Annotated in this window: 10 protein-coding genes and 1 tRNA gene; 4 read left to right on the forward strand and 7 right to left on the reverse strand. The window is 57.9% G+C overall.

Annotated elements, in window-relative coordinates:
- Positions 1-84 precede the first annotated feature (84 nt).
- Positions 85-735 carry a hypothetical protein gene (locus L4X63_RS13595; protein WP_250679187.1) on the reverse strand — a complete coding sequence of 217 codons (651 nt, stop codon included), beginning with the start codon at positions 733-735 and terminating at the stop codon, positions 85-87.
- 352 nt (positions 736-1087) lie between these two features.
- Here L4X63_RS13595 and L4X63_RS13600 point away from each other — a divergent pair, with 352 nt between their 5' ends.
- Positions 1088-3541, forward strand: a complete 2454-nt coding sequence (locus L4X63_RS13600; RefSeq protein ID WP_250679188.1) for a LytS/YhcK type 5TM receptor domain-containing protein — start codon at positions 1088-1090, stop codon at positions 3539-3541.
- A 767-nt stretch (positions 3542-4308) separates the two neighbouring features.
- Positions 4309-5364, forward strand: coding sequence for a hypothetical protein (locus L4X63_RS13605; protein ID WP_250679189.1), 1056 nt, complete (start codon positions 4309-4311; stop codon positions 5362-5364).
- 117 nt (positions 5365-5481) lie between these two features.
- Here L4X63_RS13605 and L4X63_RS13610 read toward each other — a convergent pair whose 3' ends face one another.
- Entirely contained in the window at positions 5482-6354 is an 873-nt protein-coding gene (locus L4X63_RS13610) for a DUF1835 domain-containing protein (protein ID WP_250679190.1), read from the reverse strand.
- Positions 6355-6647: 293 nt separating this feature from the next.
- Between L4X63_RS13610 and L4X63_RS13615 the strand changes: the two genes are divergently transcribed.
- Together L4X63_RS13615 and trhA are read left to right on the forward strand one after the other, a co-directional pair.
- Positions 6648-7517: a hypothetical protein gene (locus L4X63_RS13615; RefSeq protein WP_250679191.1), complete on the forward strand. Its 870-nt coding sequence runs from the start codon at positions 6648-6650 to the stop codon at positions 7515-7517.
- A gap of 408 nt (positions 7518-7925) precedes the next feature.
- Positions 7926-8594, forward strand: a complete 669-nt coding sequence (gene trhA, locus L4X63_RS13620; RefSeq protein ID WP_250679192.1) for a PAQR family membrane homeostasis protein TrhA — start codon at positions 7926-7928, stop codon at positions 8592-8594.
- A gap of 378 nt (positions 8595-8972) precedes the next feature.
- On the opposite strand, the gene katG is transcribed toward trhA, so the two are convergent.
- From katG to L4X63_RS13645, 5 genes are all read right to left on the reverse strand, one after another.
- Positions 8973-11174 (reverse strand): catalase/peroxidase HPI, encoded by a 2202-nt coding sequence (katG, locus tag L4X63_RS13625; protein ID WP_250679193.1) that lies wholly within the window; start codon positions 11172-11174, stop codon positions 8973-8975.
- A gap of 252 nt (positions 11175-11426) precedes the next feature.
- Positions 11427-11503: transfer RNA gene (locus L4X63_RS13630), tRNA-Met, on the reverse strand.
- A gap of 186 nt (positions 11504-11689) precedes the next feature.
- Positions 11690-12436 (reverse strand): 23S rRNA (guanosine(2251)-2'-O)-methyltransferase RlmB, encoded by a 747-nt coding sequence (gene rlmB, locus L4X63_RS13635; RefSeq protein WP_250679194.1) that lies wholly within the window; start codon positions 12434-12436, stop codon positions 11690-11692.
- A 235-nt stretch (positions 12437-12671) separates the two neighbouring features.
- Positions 12672-13391: an orotidine-5'-phosphate decarboxylase gene (gene pyrF, locus L4X63_RS13640; RefSeq protein ID WP_250679195.1), complete on the reverse strand. Its 720-nt coding sequence runs from the start codon at positions 13389-13391 to the stop codon at positions 12672-12674.
- Positions 13392-13573: 182 nt separating this feature from the next.
- Positions 13574-15298 carry a proline--tRNA ligase gene (locus L4X63_RS13645; protein ID WP_250679196.1) on the reverse strand — a complete coding sequence of 575 codons (1725 nt, stop codon included), beginning with the start codon at positions 15296-15298 and terminating at the stop codon, positions 13574-13576.
- Positions 15299-15414 lie beyond the last annotated feature (116 nt).

Raw genomic sequence — 15414 nt, forward strand, 5'->3', positions numbered from 1 at the left:
ACATGGCGGGGTTTACGCCGCGGCGAAGCGGCAGCGGACAATCGGGGCTGAACCGTCCGGCTCAGCCCCGACGGCAGGAGAAAGTTAATGGATGAGTATGCTGACGACGAAAGACCAGCGGCCACTGGCGCCTTTCTCGTGATACCGGCCCCTGACGTAGATCCTCTTGGCGGACCCAAGCCCCCTCAACTCGACGCGGGACTGCATGAACATTCCCTCGCCGTACTTACTCCACGAGCTTTCGTCCGACGGATTCTCCGTCACCTGCAACTCGACGACGGCGTTGGGTGCCGCCCGTCTCATCACGATCACCATGGTTTGCGGCACGATTACCTTGCTCGCGAACAGGTATTTCGCCGTCAACTCCGGCACCAGATCCAGGAGACTGACCTTGTTCTTGGCCATGGTTTCCTGTTTCATGGGGAAGCCAGCGTCAAGGATGGCCGGGTCGTTGAGATGGGCCGACAGCATGATGAGGTGCTGGGAATTGAAGGTAAGGCGCTGAATCCCCTGCGCCATGAGCGACTTGACGTCTTGCGTCCTTCCCTGGCCGTGTGCCAGCGTAAGGGCCGCGGAGATTCCCCTCAAGGTATCGGAACGAGACAAGTAAACCGGCCGGTACTCGTCCTTATAGCCCACGTGGGTTTCCCCCTTGTCGGCCACGCTGTTCAGCGTGCCGATGGTGCCGGTGACGGATTTCTCATAGCTGCGGTCGAACGGATCCTTGATCCCCATCTGTTTCCTCCTTTGGAAGCCGTAGTCGTTAAAATTAGGAAACATTAACTCGCCACAGCCGTTTGTCAACTGCCAATGAGGCACGGGAGGAAGGCAACGAGTGGGGTAGAGTATAAGCCCCCGGCCGTCGAGCGTGGATCGGATTAGAATTTTGCCCCATTTTATGTCAGAATGTCGGCAACGTCAGACAACAGAGCCGTAAATATGCGTTCTCAAACAGCAGATCTGGACACTGACAGGTCGCTTCGTCGACAGTCGCAGGCCTGCTTTGGTAATGCCGGAGAGAACATCAAGCCGCTGACGTGGGGGCACATTGAATACATTCATCAGTCTTTTTAACAATGCCGCATTGATGGTCATCCTTTGCGTTTTTTATGACACGTTCGGCGTCTACGCGATCCCTAACAAAAGAGTACGGGATCTTCTGACCGGCGTCTTGGCCGGGCTCATCTGCGTCGCTGTCATGCTCACCCCCTGGCCCATGGAAAAGGGCTTGTATTTCGACACCAGATCGGTTCTCCTCAGCCTTTCCGGGCTTTTTTTCGGGATCGTCCCTACGTTGTTAGCGGCCGCAATCGCCGGAGCGCTCCGGCTGTACCAAGGCGGTCCCGGGGGGATAATCGGAACCATCGTCATCGCGGTCACTGCGTCGGTAGGATTGGCCGGAGGATATTGGAAGGACAAGCGCGGCGAGTCTCCCAACTGGTTACAGTTGTACGTCTTTGGCGTCGTCGTTCATATTGCCATGCTTGCCTGCATGTTCCTTTTCCCTGCGGCTACGCGCAACACCATCCTCAATAACACCGCCCTTCCCATCCTCCTCATCTATCCGGTCCTCACCACCATTATCGGCCTCGTCCTGAAAAAACAGGAAGACCGCCGCACAGCGGACAACAAACTCCTCTACTCGACCGCGCTAGCCACGGCCGCACTGGAATCGACCCCCGACGGCATCCTCATCGTCAACAAGGAGGGGAAGGCGACCCGCTGGAACCGGAGATTTACCGAAATCTGGAAGGTACCGCAGCATCTTCTCGATATGAGCGACAACCAGCCGTTGCTCGCCCATGCCGCCGCCCAGATGGCCGCCCCCGAGGAGTTCCTCGCCCTGGTCGCCGAGTTGTACGGCCATCCGGAAAAATCGCGTACCGACACCATCTACCTCGCCGATGGCCGCATCCTGGAACGCTACACCCAGCCCCAGAAGGTCGGCGACGAGATCGTGGGACGCTTCTGGTCCTTCCACGACATCACCGAGCAGAGAAAGGCGGCCGAGTCACTGCAGATGATGCGTTTTTGCGTCGATCATGCAGGAGACAGCATGTTCTGGATCAACAACGCGGGTGGCATTCTCTATGTCAACGATGCTACCTGCGCGGGGCTCGGGTATTCCCGCGAGGAACTGCTTGGCATGAACATTTTCGACCTCGACCCGGATTTCCCCCCTTCCGTGTGGGGCGAACATTTCGAAGAGCTCAGACGGCGGGGCAATGTTATCTTGGAAACCCGCCACCGTGCCAAGGATGGGCGGATATTCCCCATCGAAGTTAATGCCAACTATGTTCATTTCGGGGACCATGAATTCAATTTTGCCTTCACCCGCGACATAACGGAGCGCAAGCGCGCCATGAAGGAACGGCTGCAACTGGAGCAGCAGCTTCTGCATGCCCAGAAGCTCGAGAGCCTCGGGGTACTGGCCGGCGGCATCGCTCACGACTTCAACAACATTCTCACCTCGATAATCGGCAACGCCGACCTCGCCCTCATGCGCCTCAACCCTGAATCGCCCGCCATCGACAACCTGCACAACATCGAGAAAGCTTCGGCACGTGCCGCCGATCTGGCCAGGCAGATGCTGGCGTATTCGGGCAAGGGGAAGTTCGTAATAGGCAACCACGACATCAACGACCTGCTGGAAGAAATGCTCCACATTCTCCAGGTTTCCATATCGAAGAAGGCCGAGTTGCGCCTCAACCTCACCCGCCCCCTGCCCCCGGTCGAGGCGGATGCCACCCAAATTCGCCAGGTCATCATGAACCTGGTGATCAACGCCTCCGAGGCCATCGACGACCAGAGCGGCGCGATCTCCATCACGAGCGGCTGCATGAACTGTGACAGCAGCTACTTGAAAGACGTATGGCTCGACGAGAACATGGAGGAGGGGCTTTACGTCTTTATTGAAGTTGCCGACACCGGTTGCGGCATGAGCAAGGAAACGCTCGCCAAACTGTTCGACCCCTTCTTTACTACGAAATTCACCGGGAGGGGACTCGGCATGGCCGCGGTTCTTGGCATCGTCCGCGGACATAAGGGCGCGATCAAGGTATACAGCGAGCCCGGCAAGGGGAGCACGTTCAAGATTCTTCTCCCTGCGAGCGGCAAACCCGCGGAGATCTTTAATCACTACACGAAGAGCGATCATTGGAAGGGGAGCGGCACCGTGCTCCTGGTTGACGACGAAGAGACCGTCCGGCGGGTCGGGTCGGAAATGCTCGAAGAGATGGGCTTCGCCGTCGTAACGGCAAACGATGGCCGGGAGGCGATCGACGTCTACCGGTCGCGCTCCGACATCAGCTTTGTCATCCTCGATCTCACCATGCCGCACATGGATGGAGAGCAGTGCTACCGGGAGTTACGGGCGCTGAATCCGGATGTCAAAGTGATCATGAGCAGTGGGTTCGGCGAATTGGAAGTAACGCAAAAATTTGTCGGGAAGGGATTGGCCGGATTTGTCCAGAAGCCGTACAAGTTCGCCGCCTTGCTCGACAGCATTCTTGGTTTGGGTTCCGATTCGACAGGCGAGTAGAGGCGGTTGCAGGCGCGGAGGGGTGCCGTTTGCCCATCAACACCCCTCCCCCCTCTCAACCAGTTGTCAACTGCCGTGGATCCCCGAGCCACGATGGTGCTAAACCCACCCCCCAGCCCCCTCTATTCTCACCTCGCAGCTATCTATCCTGGCCCTGCCGGCCGACCTGCCATCTCCGGAAACATCTTTTCGTGTAACGGACAGACATCGGAGCAGAATTTATCACTTGGCAATATTATTATAAAAGCTACAACTTATTCTAAGTAACTTAAATTTAAGAACTTACCAAGTTTAAAGACAAATATAGCTTGATCTAAATCGATTGCGATGTTAGACAAAGCAATTTGGGCGTAGTACTTTTGTCTATTATATTGAATTGGAGGTTGCTGATGGGGTTGAAGATGAGTAAGGCTGGCGCACTAGTAGTTTTATCATCGCTTTTACTAGCGGGATGTGGTGTTAGTCAAATTCCGAAGGAGAAATATTCTTCAGACAGCATGGGGCACTTTCAGCTTCACGCAAGCCTCGTGAAAGGCGGCAACGGCTACGCGTTCGACAGGGTATCGACCAAGCAAGACCAGCTACCGTCTTCCGTGCATGTCTACTTGAACGACCTCTCGCCGGAAAACATAGACACCACCTCATATTCCTGCTTGGACAGGATTTTCGGGTTCTGGAATGATGAGAAGTGCCCAGCCTCCAGTGACGAGAGTTTCAGGTCCAAGAGTTTGATGTTGCCGGAAACCTTTGGCTTCCAACTCGTAACGGTGGGAATCGGCACGGTGATCGGCGTGGTACCGATCGTGCACGAGAGCCACTTTGATTACAAGGACTACAACCAGGCGGTACAGGAAGGTCTGGCAAACAGCCAAGTCGACCGCAAAAAGCTGGTCGAGAAACTCGATGAAGGTGTCAAGTACTGCAACGATCTCGCAAACAATGCGACCGAATCTGAAAAGGCAAAATCCAACCAGTATTCCGAAGCAGTCAAGAGCTACGGCGAATTCAAGACCGGCATCAAGTTCGTGACAAACGTTCGCGACGACTCCGGATTTTATGACAGTAGCGTCGACTTGCTGAGCCATGTAAAGGTGGAAAGCAACATCCTCTCCACCCCCCCCCTCAAGGTGCATGCTTTCCCGATGGATGTCGATTCCGCCCCTGCCGACTTCCCCCGCGAGGTCGAGGCGAAGATGAAGGTCTGCAAGTCGCAGTACGACCGGGAAAAGATCGAGGTCGAGAAAGCGGCCGCCGACTACGCCTCTACCTTGAACAGTGAAACCTCCTACGTGGACGTGAAATTCCCGGAGAAATTCGACGAAAACAATTTCCACATAGCGGTGGCCGGAAGCAACAAAATCACCACCGGCAGCCTGGACAGAGCAAGAACGCCGCTGGACTTCACCATTGTCAGCAAGGACTTCTTCTCCGTCTACCCCAAGTTCCGTGGCGACGACCCCACCGTGAAAGTCAGCTTCGACGGACATGCCCTGTCATTCGAGAACAAGACCAAGAAGTTCGTGCAGATAAAGTCGGTCTCGATCTATTACAACGACAACATTTACAGCATCTCTCGCAACGACAACGAATCGATCGTGGAGTTGTCCCCGGAGGCGGTCAGCAGCGGATATGACCTTGTCGACAGGGTGAACAACGTCATCCGGGCGGAAAGCAACTACCCGAACATGACCGCGGACCTTGCCAAGAAGACCAACTTCAAGTTCGGTTTCGCCATCAAGTACCGGGTCGAGGAGCAGACGGTCGACAAGACCCTGTACAGGACCGACCGGTACAACCTCTACAACGTCCTCAAAAACAGCTAGCACATTTCGTCTTGCAAAAAAAAAGGGACCGGCCCATTTGGCCGGTCCCTTTTTTTGCGTTACGTTGGAGCCCCACCTGTCAACTGCGGGGATTGCGAAGGAAGATCCCACCGACCGTTATTTTCCCAACGGATAAACCTTATACGAGCGAATACTCTTCTGGCAATCCCATTGGGGGAGCAATTTGGTGGGGCCTTCTATCTTAACGAGAGGTGGGTTGCGTTCGGCCAAGTTGTTGATCTTTTTCCAGAGGGTGATGTCACCCCAGTACTGAGGGGAAGTATCCCGTGCCGAGACAAAGGCGAAGATTTCTCCTGGCGTCTGACATCCGGACTGAACCGCTTCGAGGGCAAAATGTTCGAGGAGCCCAAGACCGGCCGCTTCGTCCGGTTGTTCCTGGAGCCAGCGGGTTACAGCAGCCGGTACCCACGGCAGCGGGGCCTCGGCGACATTCGCTAACTCAAAAAATGCGGTCTGGTCTTGCAAGGCAAAGGCCCTATCCACTTCTTCGGCAAAATGGAACTGTTCCCCTGTGACAGACTGGCGGGTGGGATAGAGTGAAGCGAGCTGGCCGGAATCAAGTTGTCCAAGGCCGTTGAAGGGCTCGATTCCGGGGAAATGGTCCACACAGATCAGCGAACATTTGTGTTCCAAACCTTTTGAGCTTAAGCAGGTAAGAATATGGCAAAGCATCGATTGGTCATAGAGACATGCGTCGAACCATAAAACGATCTCGTCTGACTCCGTGGCCGTCTCCAGCTTACCATACTGGTTTTTCAGGCTCTCCAGGATATCAAGATACCCGACGCCCCCGGCCGTGGTTTCTTCAAGAAACAGAGCCCGTGCCCTCAGAATTTCGGTATCCGGCCATCCTGGCACCCTCGGCCCATCATAAAGGATGTCTCTCCAGACCAGAACCTCTCCAGCAGTGCCGCTTTTCTTGAGGCATTCCCCTGCTGCATCACCGTTAATGATATGAAGTCGTTTCATCAAGCAAGCTCTCTGTACCGGCAAGGAGGATAGAACGCGGCCCAAGTCTATCCCGAATCGGGTGCAATTGCATCATCGTTATGCCTATGGCGCTACCCATTGAAGCGATCGGGAAAACGACCCGAGATCCACGCCCGTATCTCTCAAGGGAGCCAGAGATGCCATGCAAGCAGACCATTACGCACAATTGACATGTTCGTCATCTGCGATACATATCCTGAGGTACCCGGGCCAACTACCCGGGGAATGTCCGCATTCCGGCCGCGATCGAATCCTCACAAAAGGAGAGAGCTATGGATCATGTGACGCCCGCGAACACACCAACACCCCCCACCAACCTGCAAGCAAAAAGCGACCTTCAACCCCTCCACATTACCGGCGGAACCATCCCCGGCGACATCACCGTCAGGGGGACCACCAACCTGGGCAAGGTCAACGTCTCCGGCCCCCTCACCCTCACCGGAACCACAAACGAACTCTTCTTCCAGGACGGCGGGCAGATCCGCTCGCTGGACAACAACCATCGCATCCTCTTCCGGCGGCCGGAAAACAAGCTCGAAATCAGGGAATATGGCGACATCATCCTTTCACCGGGAGCAACCGGAGGCTCGGAAACCGCCAAGGCGGTCTTGCTCGCCAACGGCAACCTCGGCATCGGAACCACCAATCCGAGCCAGAAGCTGGAGGTGAACGGGACCGTGGCGGCCCACACTTTCGTCGGGAACGGTTTCAGTCTGGAGGGGAGTTCCGGGGCCGCCTGGTCAACAATTGAGAGGGAGGATGTCGACGTCAGGAGTGCGGCGGTCGACCTCTGCCATATTCGAATCGCGGTACCCGTGGAGAAGAGATTCTTCATCATGGCCCGCTTCGACGGCACCTGCATCGGAAGCAACGGCGACCGGATCATGCTGGCGGCCAGCGACACCTCCAAGCAATGGCAACCCAAAGCTGGCCGGGTAAGTGTTCTATTCAACACCGCTCAAGGTCTTGAGCAGCATTTCAGTCACACCAGGGTGTTCTTCGTTCCCATATCCAACACCCATGGCTTTCTCGACTACTACGCCGTGGTCCAAAACAGCGGAGAGATGGGCGGAACCGGGAAAGCCACCATCTACGGAACCTTCACGCTGCAAATCTACACCCGCGACTTTGCCGACTGGTGACCATGGCGAGTGAAGCCCCGATCGGCACCGAGGAAACCCAAGGGGTCAGGTCCGAAACAGGAATGGACACGTCAATTTCCAGACCTGACCCCTCTATTCACCCTCTTCATGTCATGCTTGACGACATGCTCGTGCTCAGTTGCGTATCCAGCCCATCGCAATGGGGCGGGCCAGCAGGTATCGATACAGGCGTTCGGTCAGACTGGTTATGGATGCACCCGAGACACGCCAATTCCAGGGGATCGGCCTGGATGAACTCGCGGATCCACGCTTTTGCGGTTTCCCCCTCTGAACTACATTTGCCAGAAGTGGAACGCTTGTCTCAGAAGCCCACCAACTTGGATCTCTTCCATGTCACCGGGGCTCTCTAACCTTGTGCGGGGTTCCCGCAGGGTGTACTCTGGCTGAATGAAAAATTTCGATCTTGAGGACCGCCTGGTTTATTACACTGAGGCGGAAGAACTGGTCAACCGTCTCACCCATGGATTCGGAGCTCTGCTCGGCCTCGTCGGGGCGATCTCCCTCATAAGGCTTGCCTTCAGCCAACACGACAGCTACCGGGTCGTCAGCGCGTTCATCTACGGCTGCTCGATGGTCACCTTTTTTTGCCTATCCACCATCTACCACAGCGTACGCCGTCCCCGAATCCGATACGTGTGCCGCATCCTGGACCACGCCAGCATCTACCTCATGATCGCGGGGAGCTACACCCCCTTCACCCTAATCACCCTGCGCGGCCCGTGGGGATGGTCGCTGTTCGGTACGGTCTGGGGACTGGGGGCCATGGGCGCCTGCGCGAAGATCTTCACCACCCACCGTCTGCGGTTCATAGGGCCGCTGCTCTACATCGCCCTCGGGTGGATAGTGGTGGTGGCCATAAAACCGCTCTCCGCGGCCCTGCCCGCCAACGGCATGGTGCTGCTTTTTGCGGGAGGATTGGCGTACACCCTCGGCGTCATCTTTTACCTTTGGGACCGGCTCCACTTCAACCATGCGATCTGGCACCTGTTCGTGCTCACCGGGAGCGCATGCCACTTCTTCGCCATTTTCTACTACGTGACGCCACTTCGTGTTTAGCCTTCCCTGATTTCCCGCTTCGGCCCGAAATAAAAGGGGGCTTCTCGACAGTTTAGCGAGAAGCCCCCTACATTTTGGGAAAAGGCTCGGGTCAGGCTTGCAAAGTTGCAATCTTTTAAATACCGCGGCAAGACAGCGAACAAAAACAAGGAGCGGTGGGGGTGAGTCGGAACAAGCAAGGAGATGGGGGGGAGACAAAAAGCAAGAAATGAAAAAGGCACCCGGTGAAACCGGATGCCTTTTCTATATTGGTTGGGGGAATATGGGGGACGTTGTTAAGGACGTTAAGTAAAACGAGGCAGGACGGCGGGAATAATATGGGCACGCATGAAAAACTCAACCGGCTTAGCAACGTCCCCCACCATCCTCCCACCATCCTCACGATCTGGGCGATCTGACAAGATCGAAGCGGTCAAGGTTCATGACCTTGTCCCATGCCGCGACGAAGTCGTCCACGAACTTCTTCTGGTAATCTTCGCAAGCATAGACTTCCGTCACGGCCCTGAGCTGCGAGTGGGAACCGAAGATCAGGTCGACACGGGTGCCGGTCCATTTGAGTTCGCCCGTCCCACGGTCACGTCCCTCGAACACGTTGGCGTCCCCCGAGGACGCCTGCCACTTGGTTCTCATGTCGAGCAGGTTCACGAAGAAATCGTTACTGAGCGTCTCCGGCCGGTCCGTGAAGACGCCGTGCTTGGACTGTCCAAAGTTGGCATTCAGTACACGCATGCCTCCCACCAATACCGTCATCTCGGGAGCTGTCAGCGTCAGCAGTTGCGCCCGATCCACCAGCAGCTCCTCTGCCGATACGGCGTATTCGGCCTTTTGGTAGTTGCGGAACGCGTCAGCTTTCGGTTCAAGCACGGCGAATGATGCCACGTCGGTTTGCTCCTGCAACGCATCGGTGCGTCCCGGCGTAAAGGGGACACTCACATTGTGACCGCCGTTCTTGGCGGCATTTTCAATGGCCGCGCATCCCCCCAGGACGATCAGGTCGGCGAGCGAAACACGCTTGCCTCCGGATTGAGCGCCGTTGAACTCCTTTTGGATACCCTCGAGGATTTCCAGCACCGCCTTAAGTTTGGCTGGCTGGTTTACTTCCCAACCCTTTTGCGGCGCAAGACGGATGCGCGCGCCGTTGGCGCCGCCGCGCTTGTCGGAGCCGCGGAAGGTGCAGGCCGACGCCCAAGCGGTCGAGACCAGTGCAGAGATGGATAGGCCCGAGGCAAGGATCTTCTCCTTGAGACCAGCGATATCCCGATCGTCGATCAGCTTGTGGTCGACTGCGGGCACCGGGTCCTGCCAGGCCAGTTCCTCCACAGGAACCTCCGGGCCGAGGTAGCGCGAGCGGGGCCCCATGTCGCGGTGGGTCAGCTTGAACCAGGCACGGGCGAAGGCATCCGCGAATACCTCGGGGTTCTGCAGGTAACCCCGTGCGATAGGCTCGTATACCGGGTCGAAGCGAAGGGAGAGGTCCGCGGTGGTCATCATCGGTCTGCGCTTCTTCGACGGGTCGTGCGCATCGGCCACCATATCCTCTTCGGCTACGTCTTTGGCCAGCCACTGATGTGCACCGGCCGGGCTCTTGACCAGCTCCCACTCGTATTTGAACAGAACTTTCAGATAGCCCATGTCCCACTTGGTCGGGTTTGGTTTCCAGGCACCCTCGATGCCGCTACCTATGGTATCGCCCCCCTTGCCGCTGCGGAAGCTGCTCTTCCAGCCCAGACCCTGCTCCTCGATGGGTGCGGCTTCCGGTTCAGGTCCGACGTACGACGCGGGGCCGGCACCGTGACACTTGCCGAAGGTGTGCCCGCCTGCGATGAGTGCGACGGTCTCCTCGTCGTTCATCGCCATGCGCGCGAAGGTCTCTCGAACGTCGCGGCCGGAGGCGACCGGATCCGGGTTGCCGTTGGGCCCCTCCGGGTTCACGTAGATCAGCCCCATCTGTACGGCGGCGAGCGGATTTTCGAGCTCCCGTTCGCCGGAGTAGCGCTTGTCGCCGAGCCACTCGCTCTCGCCCCCCCAGTAAATCTCCTCCGGCTCCCAGACGTCCACCCGCCCGCCGCCGAAGCCGAAGGTCTTGAAGCCCATCGACTCCAGGGCGCAGTTGCCGGCCAGGATCAGCAGATCTGCCCAAGAGATCTTCCTGCCGTATTTCTGCTTGATCGGCCAGAGAAGCCGGCGCGCCTTGTCGAGGTTCACGTTGTCGGGCCAGCTGTTCAAGGGGGCAAAGCGTTGGCAGCCGGTCCCTGCGCCCCCGCGGCCGTCGCCCATGCGGTAGGTACCAGCGCTGTGCCATGCCATCCGTATGAAGAGCGGCCCGTAGTGGCCCCAGTCGGCCGGCCACCACTCCTGCGAGTCCGTCATCAGCGTATAGAGATCATTCTTCAGGGCCTTCAGGTCGAGCTTCTTGAACTCTTCAGCATAGTCGAAGAACTCGCCCAGCGGATTGGACAATCCTGAGTGCAGATGCAGGATGCCGAGGTTCAGTTGAGTCGGCCACCAGTCATGGTTTGACCTGCCGACCATCGGTGTGCTGGCTCTACCAGTTACCGGACACATGTTGTCGGTGCTCATGAAATTGGCTCCTTTCGAAAGCGATCCATTATCAGATGCGCGGGGAAGCAACTAGTCAATTCTAGCACGGAACTGTGGGTGTCGTTTCTTACAGAGGAAAAGGCTCGGGTCAGGCTCGCAGAGTTGCACGGTCTTAAGGGGCAGGCAAAGAAGGGAAGAGAGATAACTCTGAACTGGATGGGTAAGGGGATCGGGAGGCAAACAGCGAGAAATGAAAAAGGCACCCGGTGGAACCGGATGCCTTTTCTATATTGGTTGCGGGGACAGGATTTGAACCTGTGACCTTCGGGTTATGAGCCCGACGAGCTACCAGACTGCTCCACCCCGCGTCATGAACAACTTCACTTATATACTATAGTGGCCTGCCTGCGTCAAGGAAAAGTTGCACGGTGGGGTGCTTCTTCTCAGGCGGGGGCTAAAATCCCCCCTGTCCCCCCTTCGCAAAGGGGGGGACCTTTACTCGGCTTCACGGGATGAAACTCTACGACGACGGTTCGCGTGGCGGATTAAGGGAATTACTTCTTGGCCAGGCGCTGGCGGACTACTTCGAAGAGGAGGATGCCCCCGGCGACGGAGGCGTTGAGGGAGTTCACGCCGCCTTGCATTGGGATGCCGACGAGCTGGTCGCAGGATTTGCGGACCAGGGGGCGAATACCCTCCCCTTCGCCGCCGATCACCAACGCAACGGGGCCGGTGAAGTCCTGCTGGTAGAGGGTGGACTTGGCACTCCCGTCGGCACCGAAAACCCAGAAGCCGGCTTTCTTCAGCTCTTCGAGGGCCTGGGAAATGTTGACGACCTGGGCGACAGGGACGGTGGCGACGGCTCCGGCGGAGGCTTTTTCGGCGACAGCGGTGACGCCGGCGGCGCGGTCTTTCGGGATCACCACGCCGTGCGCGCCCGCGCAGGCGGCGCTACGGATGAGGGCGCCCAGGTTGTGGGGATCCTGGACACTGTCGAGCACCAGGAGGAGGCCGTTGCCGGTTTCCTTGGCTGTTGCCAGGACATTGTCGAAATCGGCGTAGGGGAACGGTTCGGCCTTGAGTGCCACGCCCTGGTGGTGATCGGTCCCGCAGAGACGGGAGAGGTCGCCCTTGTCGCGCTGGCGCACGGGAACCTTGCGCTCGGCGGCGAGCTTCAGGAGCTTTTCGATTCTCTTGTCGGAGGAGGAGCCGGAGATGAAGAGCTCGAAGATGCGCCGGGTGCCGCGGAGGGCTTCGGTGACGGGGTTGAGACCGTAGATGATTTCTTCTTTTTGGGACATGGAGAACCTTTGTAAAACAATGGAACACGGATGACACGGATTGAACGGATAAAGGCGGATCAGGCAACGACCTTTGAACGCGGATGACGCGGATTGGGCGGATTTACGCGGATTAAACCTAAAAAGCTTTTTGGGTTACCCCAAAGTCTTAAAGCCTTTAGACCTAATCCTGTTTTTGCAGTATCCGCGTTAATCCGTTAAATCCGCGTCATCCGCGTTCTATAGCCTTTGGGTGTTAACCCGCGACGATTTCGTCGACAATTAGCTTAGCGGCGGCAACGGGGTCCGGGTGGGCGGCGATGGGACGGCCGATCACCATGTAGTCGCAACCCGACTTGACGGCTTCGGCGGGGGTCATGATCCGCTTCTGGTCGTCGGTGGCTGCGAAGGCGGGACGGATGCCCGGGGTCACGATCAGGAAGTCGTCACCGCAGGCCTCGCGGATGAGCCCGATCTCCTGCGGGGAGGCGACCACGCCGTCGATGCCGGCACTCTTGGCGAGCTTGGCGAGCTTCACGACCATCTCCTTCACCGGGATGTCGATGCCGACGCCGCGCAGGGTCTCTTCGTTGGAGGAGGTGAGGATGGTGACGGCGAGGACCTTGGGGCGCTCGGAACTGGAGAACTTCTTGTCCAGGGTCTCCATGGTGGTGGTCATCATCTCGTAGCCGCCGAGAGCGTGCAGGTTGGAAAGCTTGACGCCGAGGTGGGCGGCTTCCAAGGTCGCCATGGCGACCGTGTTGGGAATGTCGTGGTATTTGAGATCAAGGAAGACCTCGCCGCCGGCCTTCTGAACGGTGCGGACCGCTTCGGGGCCGCAGGAGGTGAAGAGCTGCTTACCGACCTTGAACATCCCGACGTGTCCGGAGAGGCGCTCGGCCCACATCTCGATCTCGTCGAACCCTTTGACGTCCATGGCGAAAATGATCTTCTTGATTGCTTCTTCTCTGGTCATATATGACTCCAAATCATTAGAACGCGGATGACGCGGATTGGGCGGATTTACGCGGATTAAACCTAAAAAGCTTTGGGGTTACCCCAAAGTCTTAAAAGACTTTAGAACTTGAATCCTGATTTTGCAGTATCCGCGTCAATCCGTTAAATCCGCGTCATCCGCGTTCTATTACGCTTTTGATCTTAAGCTTGAAGTGCCTCTTTGACGGCGGCTTTGACTTTGGCGACGGCGCCGGCGATCGGGAGGATCTCGACTTCGCCGCTCCTTCTCTCTTTCAGCTCGACGTTGCCGTCGACCAGGTTCTTCGCCCCGACCACGATCCTGAGCGGGATGCCGATCAGGTCGGCGTCTTTGAACTTGAAGCCGGGACGCTCGTCGCGGTCGTCCAAGAGCACCTCGACGCCCGCTTCCATCAGCTGCTCATAGATCTCTTCGGCGGCCTTCTTGACGGCCTCGTCCTTGGCACCGCCCAGCTCGGAGATGATGCAGTGGAAGGGGGCGATCGGGATCGGGAAGATGATCCCGTTGTCATCATGGTTCTGTTCGATGCAGGCGGCCACGGTACGGCCGATGCCGATGCCGTAGCATCCCATGAAGATGATCTGCTCTTTGCCGTCGGCGTCGAGGTAGCTGGCGTTCAACGCCTTGGAGTACTTGGTCCCCAGCTTGAAGACGTGCCCGACTTCGATGCCGCGCCAGATCTCCAGGTGGCCGTCCACGCAGCGGGGGCACTCGTCGCCCACCACCACGTTCCTGATGTCGACGAATTCGGGCGCCGGGAAGTCGCGGCCAGCATTGACGTTTTTGAAGTGGGTGTCGGCGGCGTTGGCGCCGGTCACGAAGTTCTTGAGCCCCTCGACGGAGAGGTCGGCGACAACCTTGACCTTGCCGGTAAGGCCGACCGGACCGGCGTAACCGGTGGGTGCGCCGGTCACTTTCGCAACGACCTCGTCCTCGGCCATCTCCAGCTCGGTGCAGCCAAGGTGATTCTTCAGCTTGATCTCGTTGAGGTCGTAGTCGCCCCGCAGAAGGGCCACTACGGGCTCGCCGTCGGCCACCAGCACCAGGGTCTTGACGATCTGGGAGCTGTTGACGCCGAGGAACTTGGCGACATCCTCGATGCTCTTCTGTCCCGGGGTCGCCACCTTTTCCATCGGGCGGGGATCGGCGTGCTCGGTCACAGCCTTGCTCTTGGACTCGGCCTTCTCCATGTTGGCCGCGTACTCGCAGTGCGAGCAGGAGACGATGGCGTCCTCGCCGGAATCGGCCAGCACCATGAACTCGTGGGAGTAGTTGCCGCCGATGGTGCCGGTGTCGGCCTCGACGGCGCGGAACCTCAGGCCGCAGCGCTCGAAGATCCGGCGGTAGGCCTTGTACATCTTCTCGTAGGAGACGTTGCCGCCCGCCTCGTTCACGTCGAAGGAGTAGGCGTCCTTCATGATGAACTCGCGGCCGCGCATAAGGCCGAAGCGCGGGCGGATCTCGTCGCGGAACTTACCCTGCACCTGGTACAGGTTGATCGGCATCTGGCGGTAGCTGCGGATCTCCTTACGGATGAGGTCGGTGATGACCTCCTCGTGGGTGGGGCCCATGCAGAACTCGGCGTCCTTACGGTCCTTGAAGCGCAGCAGCTCCTTGCCGTAGAAATCCCAGCGGCCGGACTCCTTCCAGAGCTCGGCCGGTTGCACGGCCGGCATCAGGAGTTCGATGGCCCCGGCGCGGTTCATCTCCTCGCGGACGATCTGTTCCACCTTGCGGATGGAGCGAAGCCCGAGCGGGAGGTAATTGTAGATGCCGGCGGCCAGTTTGCGGATCATGCCGGCGCGCAGCATAAGCTGATGGGAGATGACCTCGGCGTCGGAGGGAGTCTCCTTGACGGTCGGGATGAAGTACTGGGAGTAACGCATAGGGGTTGCCTCTTCTCTATTGGATTTAAATCAGGGTCGAAGTCAAAGACGATGGAACGCGGATGACGCGGATCGAGCGGATTACCGCGGATACAGCAAAAGTCTTTGGGTTACCC

This window comes from Geomonas sp. Red32 (assembly GCF_023652955.1).
Taxonomy (GTDB): domain Bacteria; phylum Desulfobacterota; class Desulfuromonadia; order Geobacterales; family Geobacteraceae; genus Geomonas.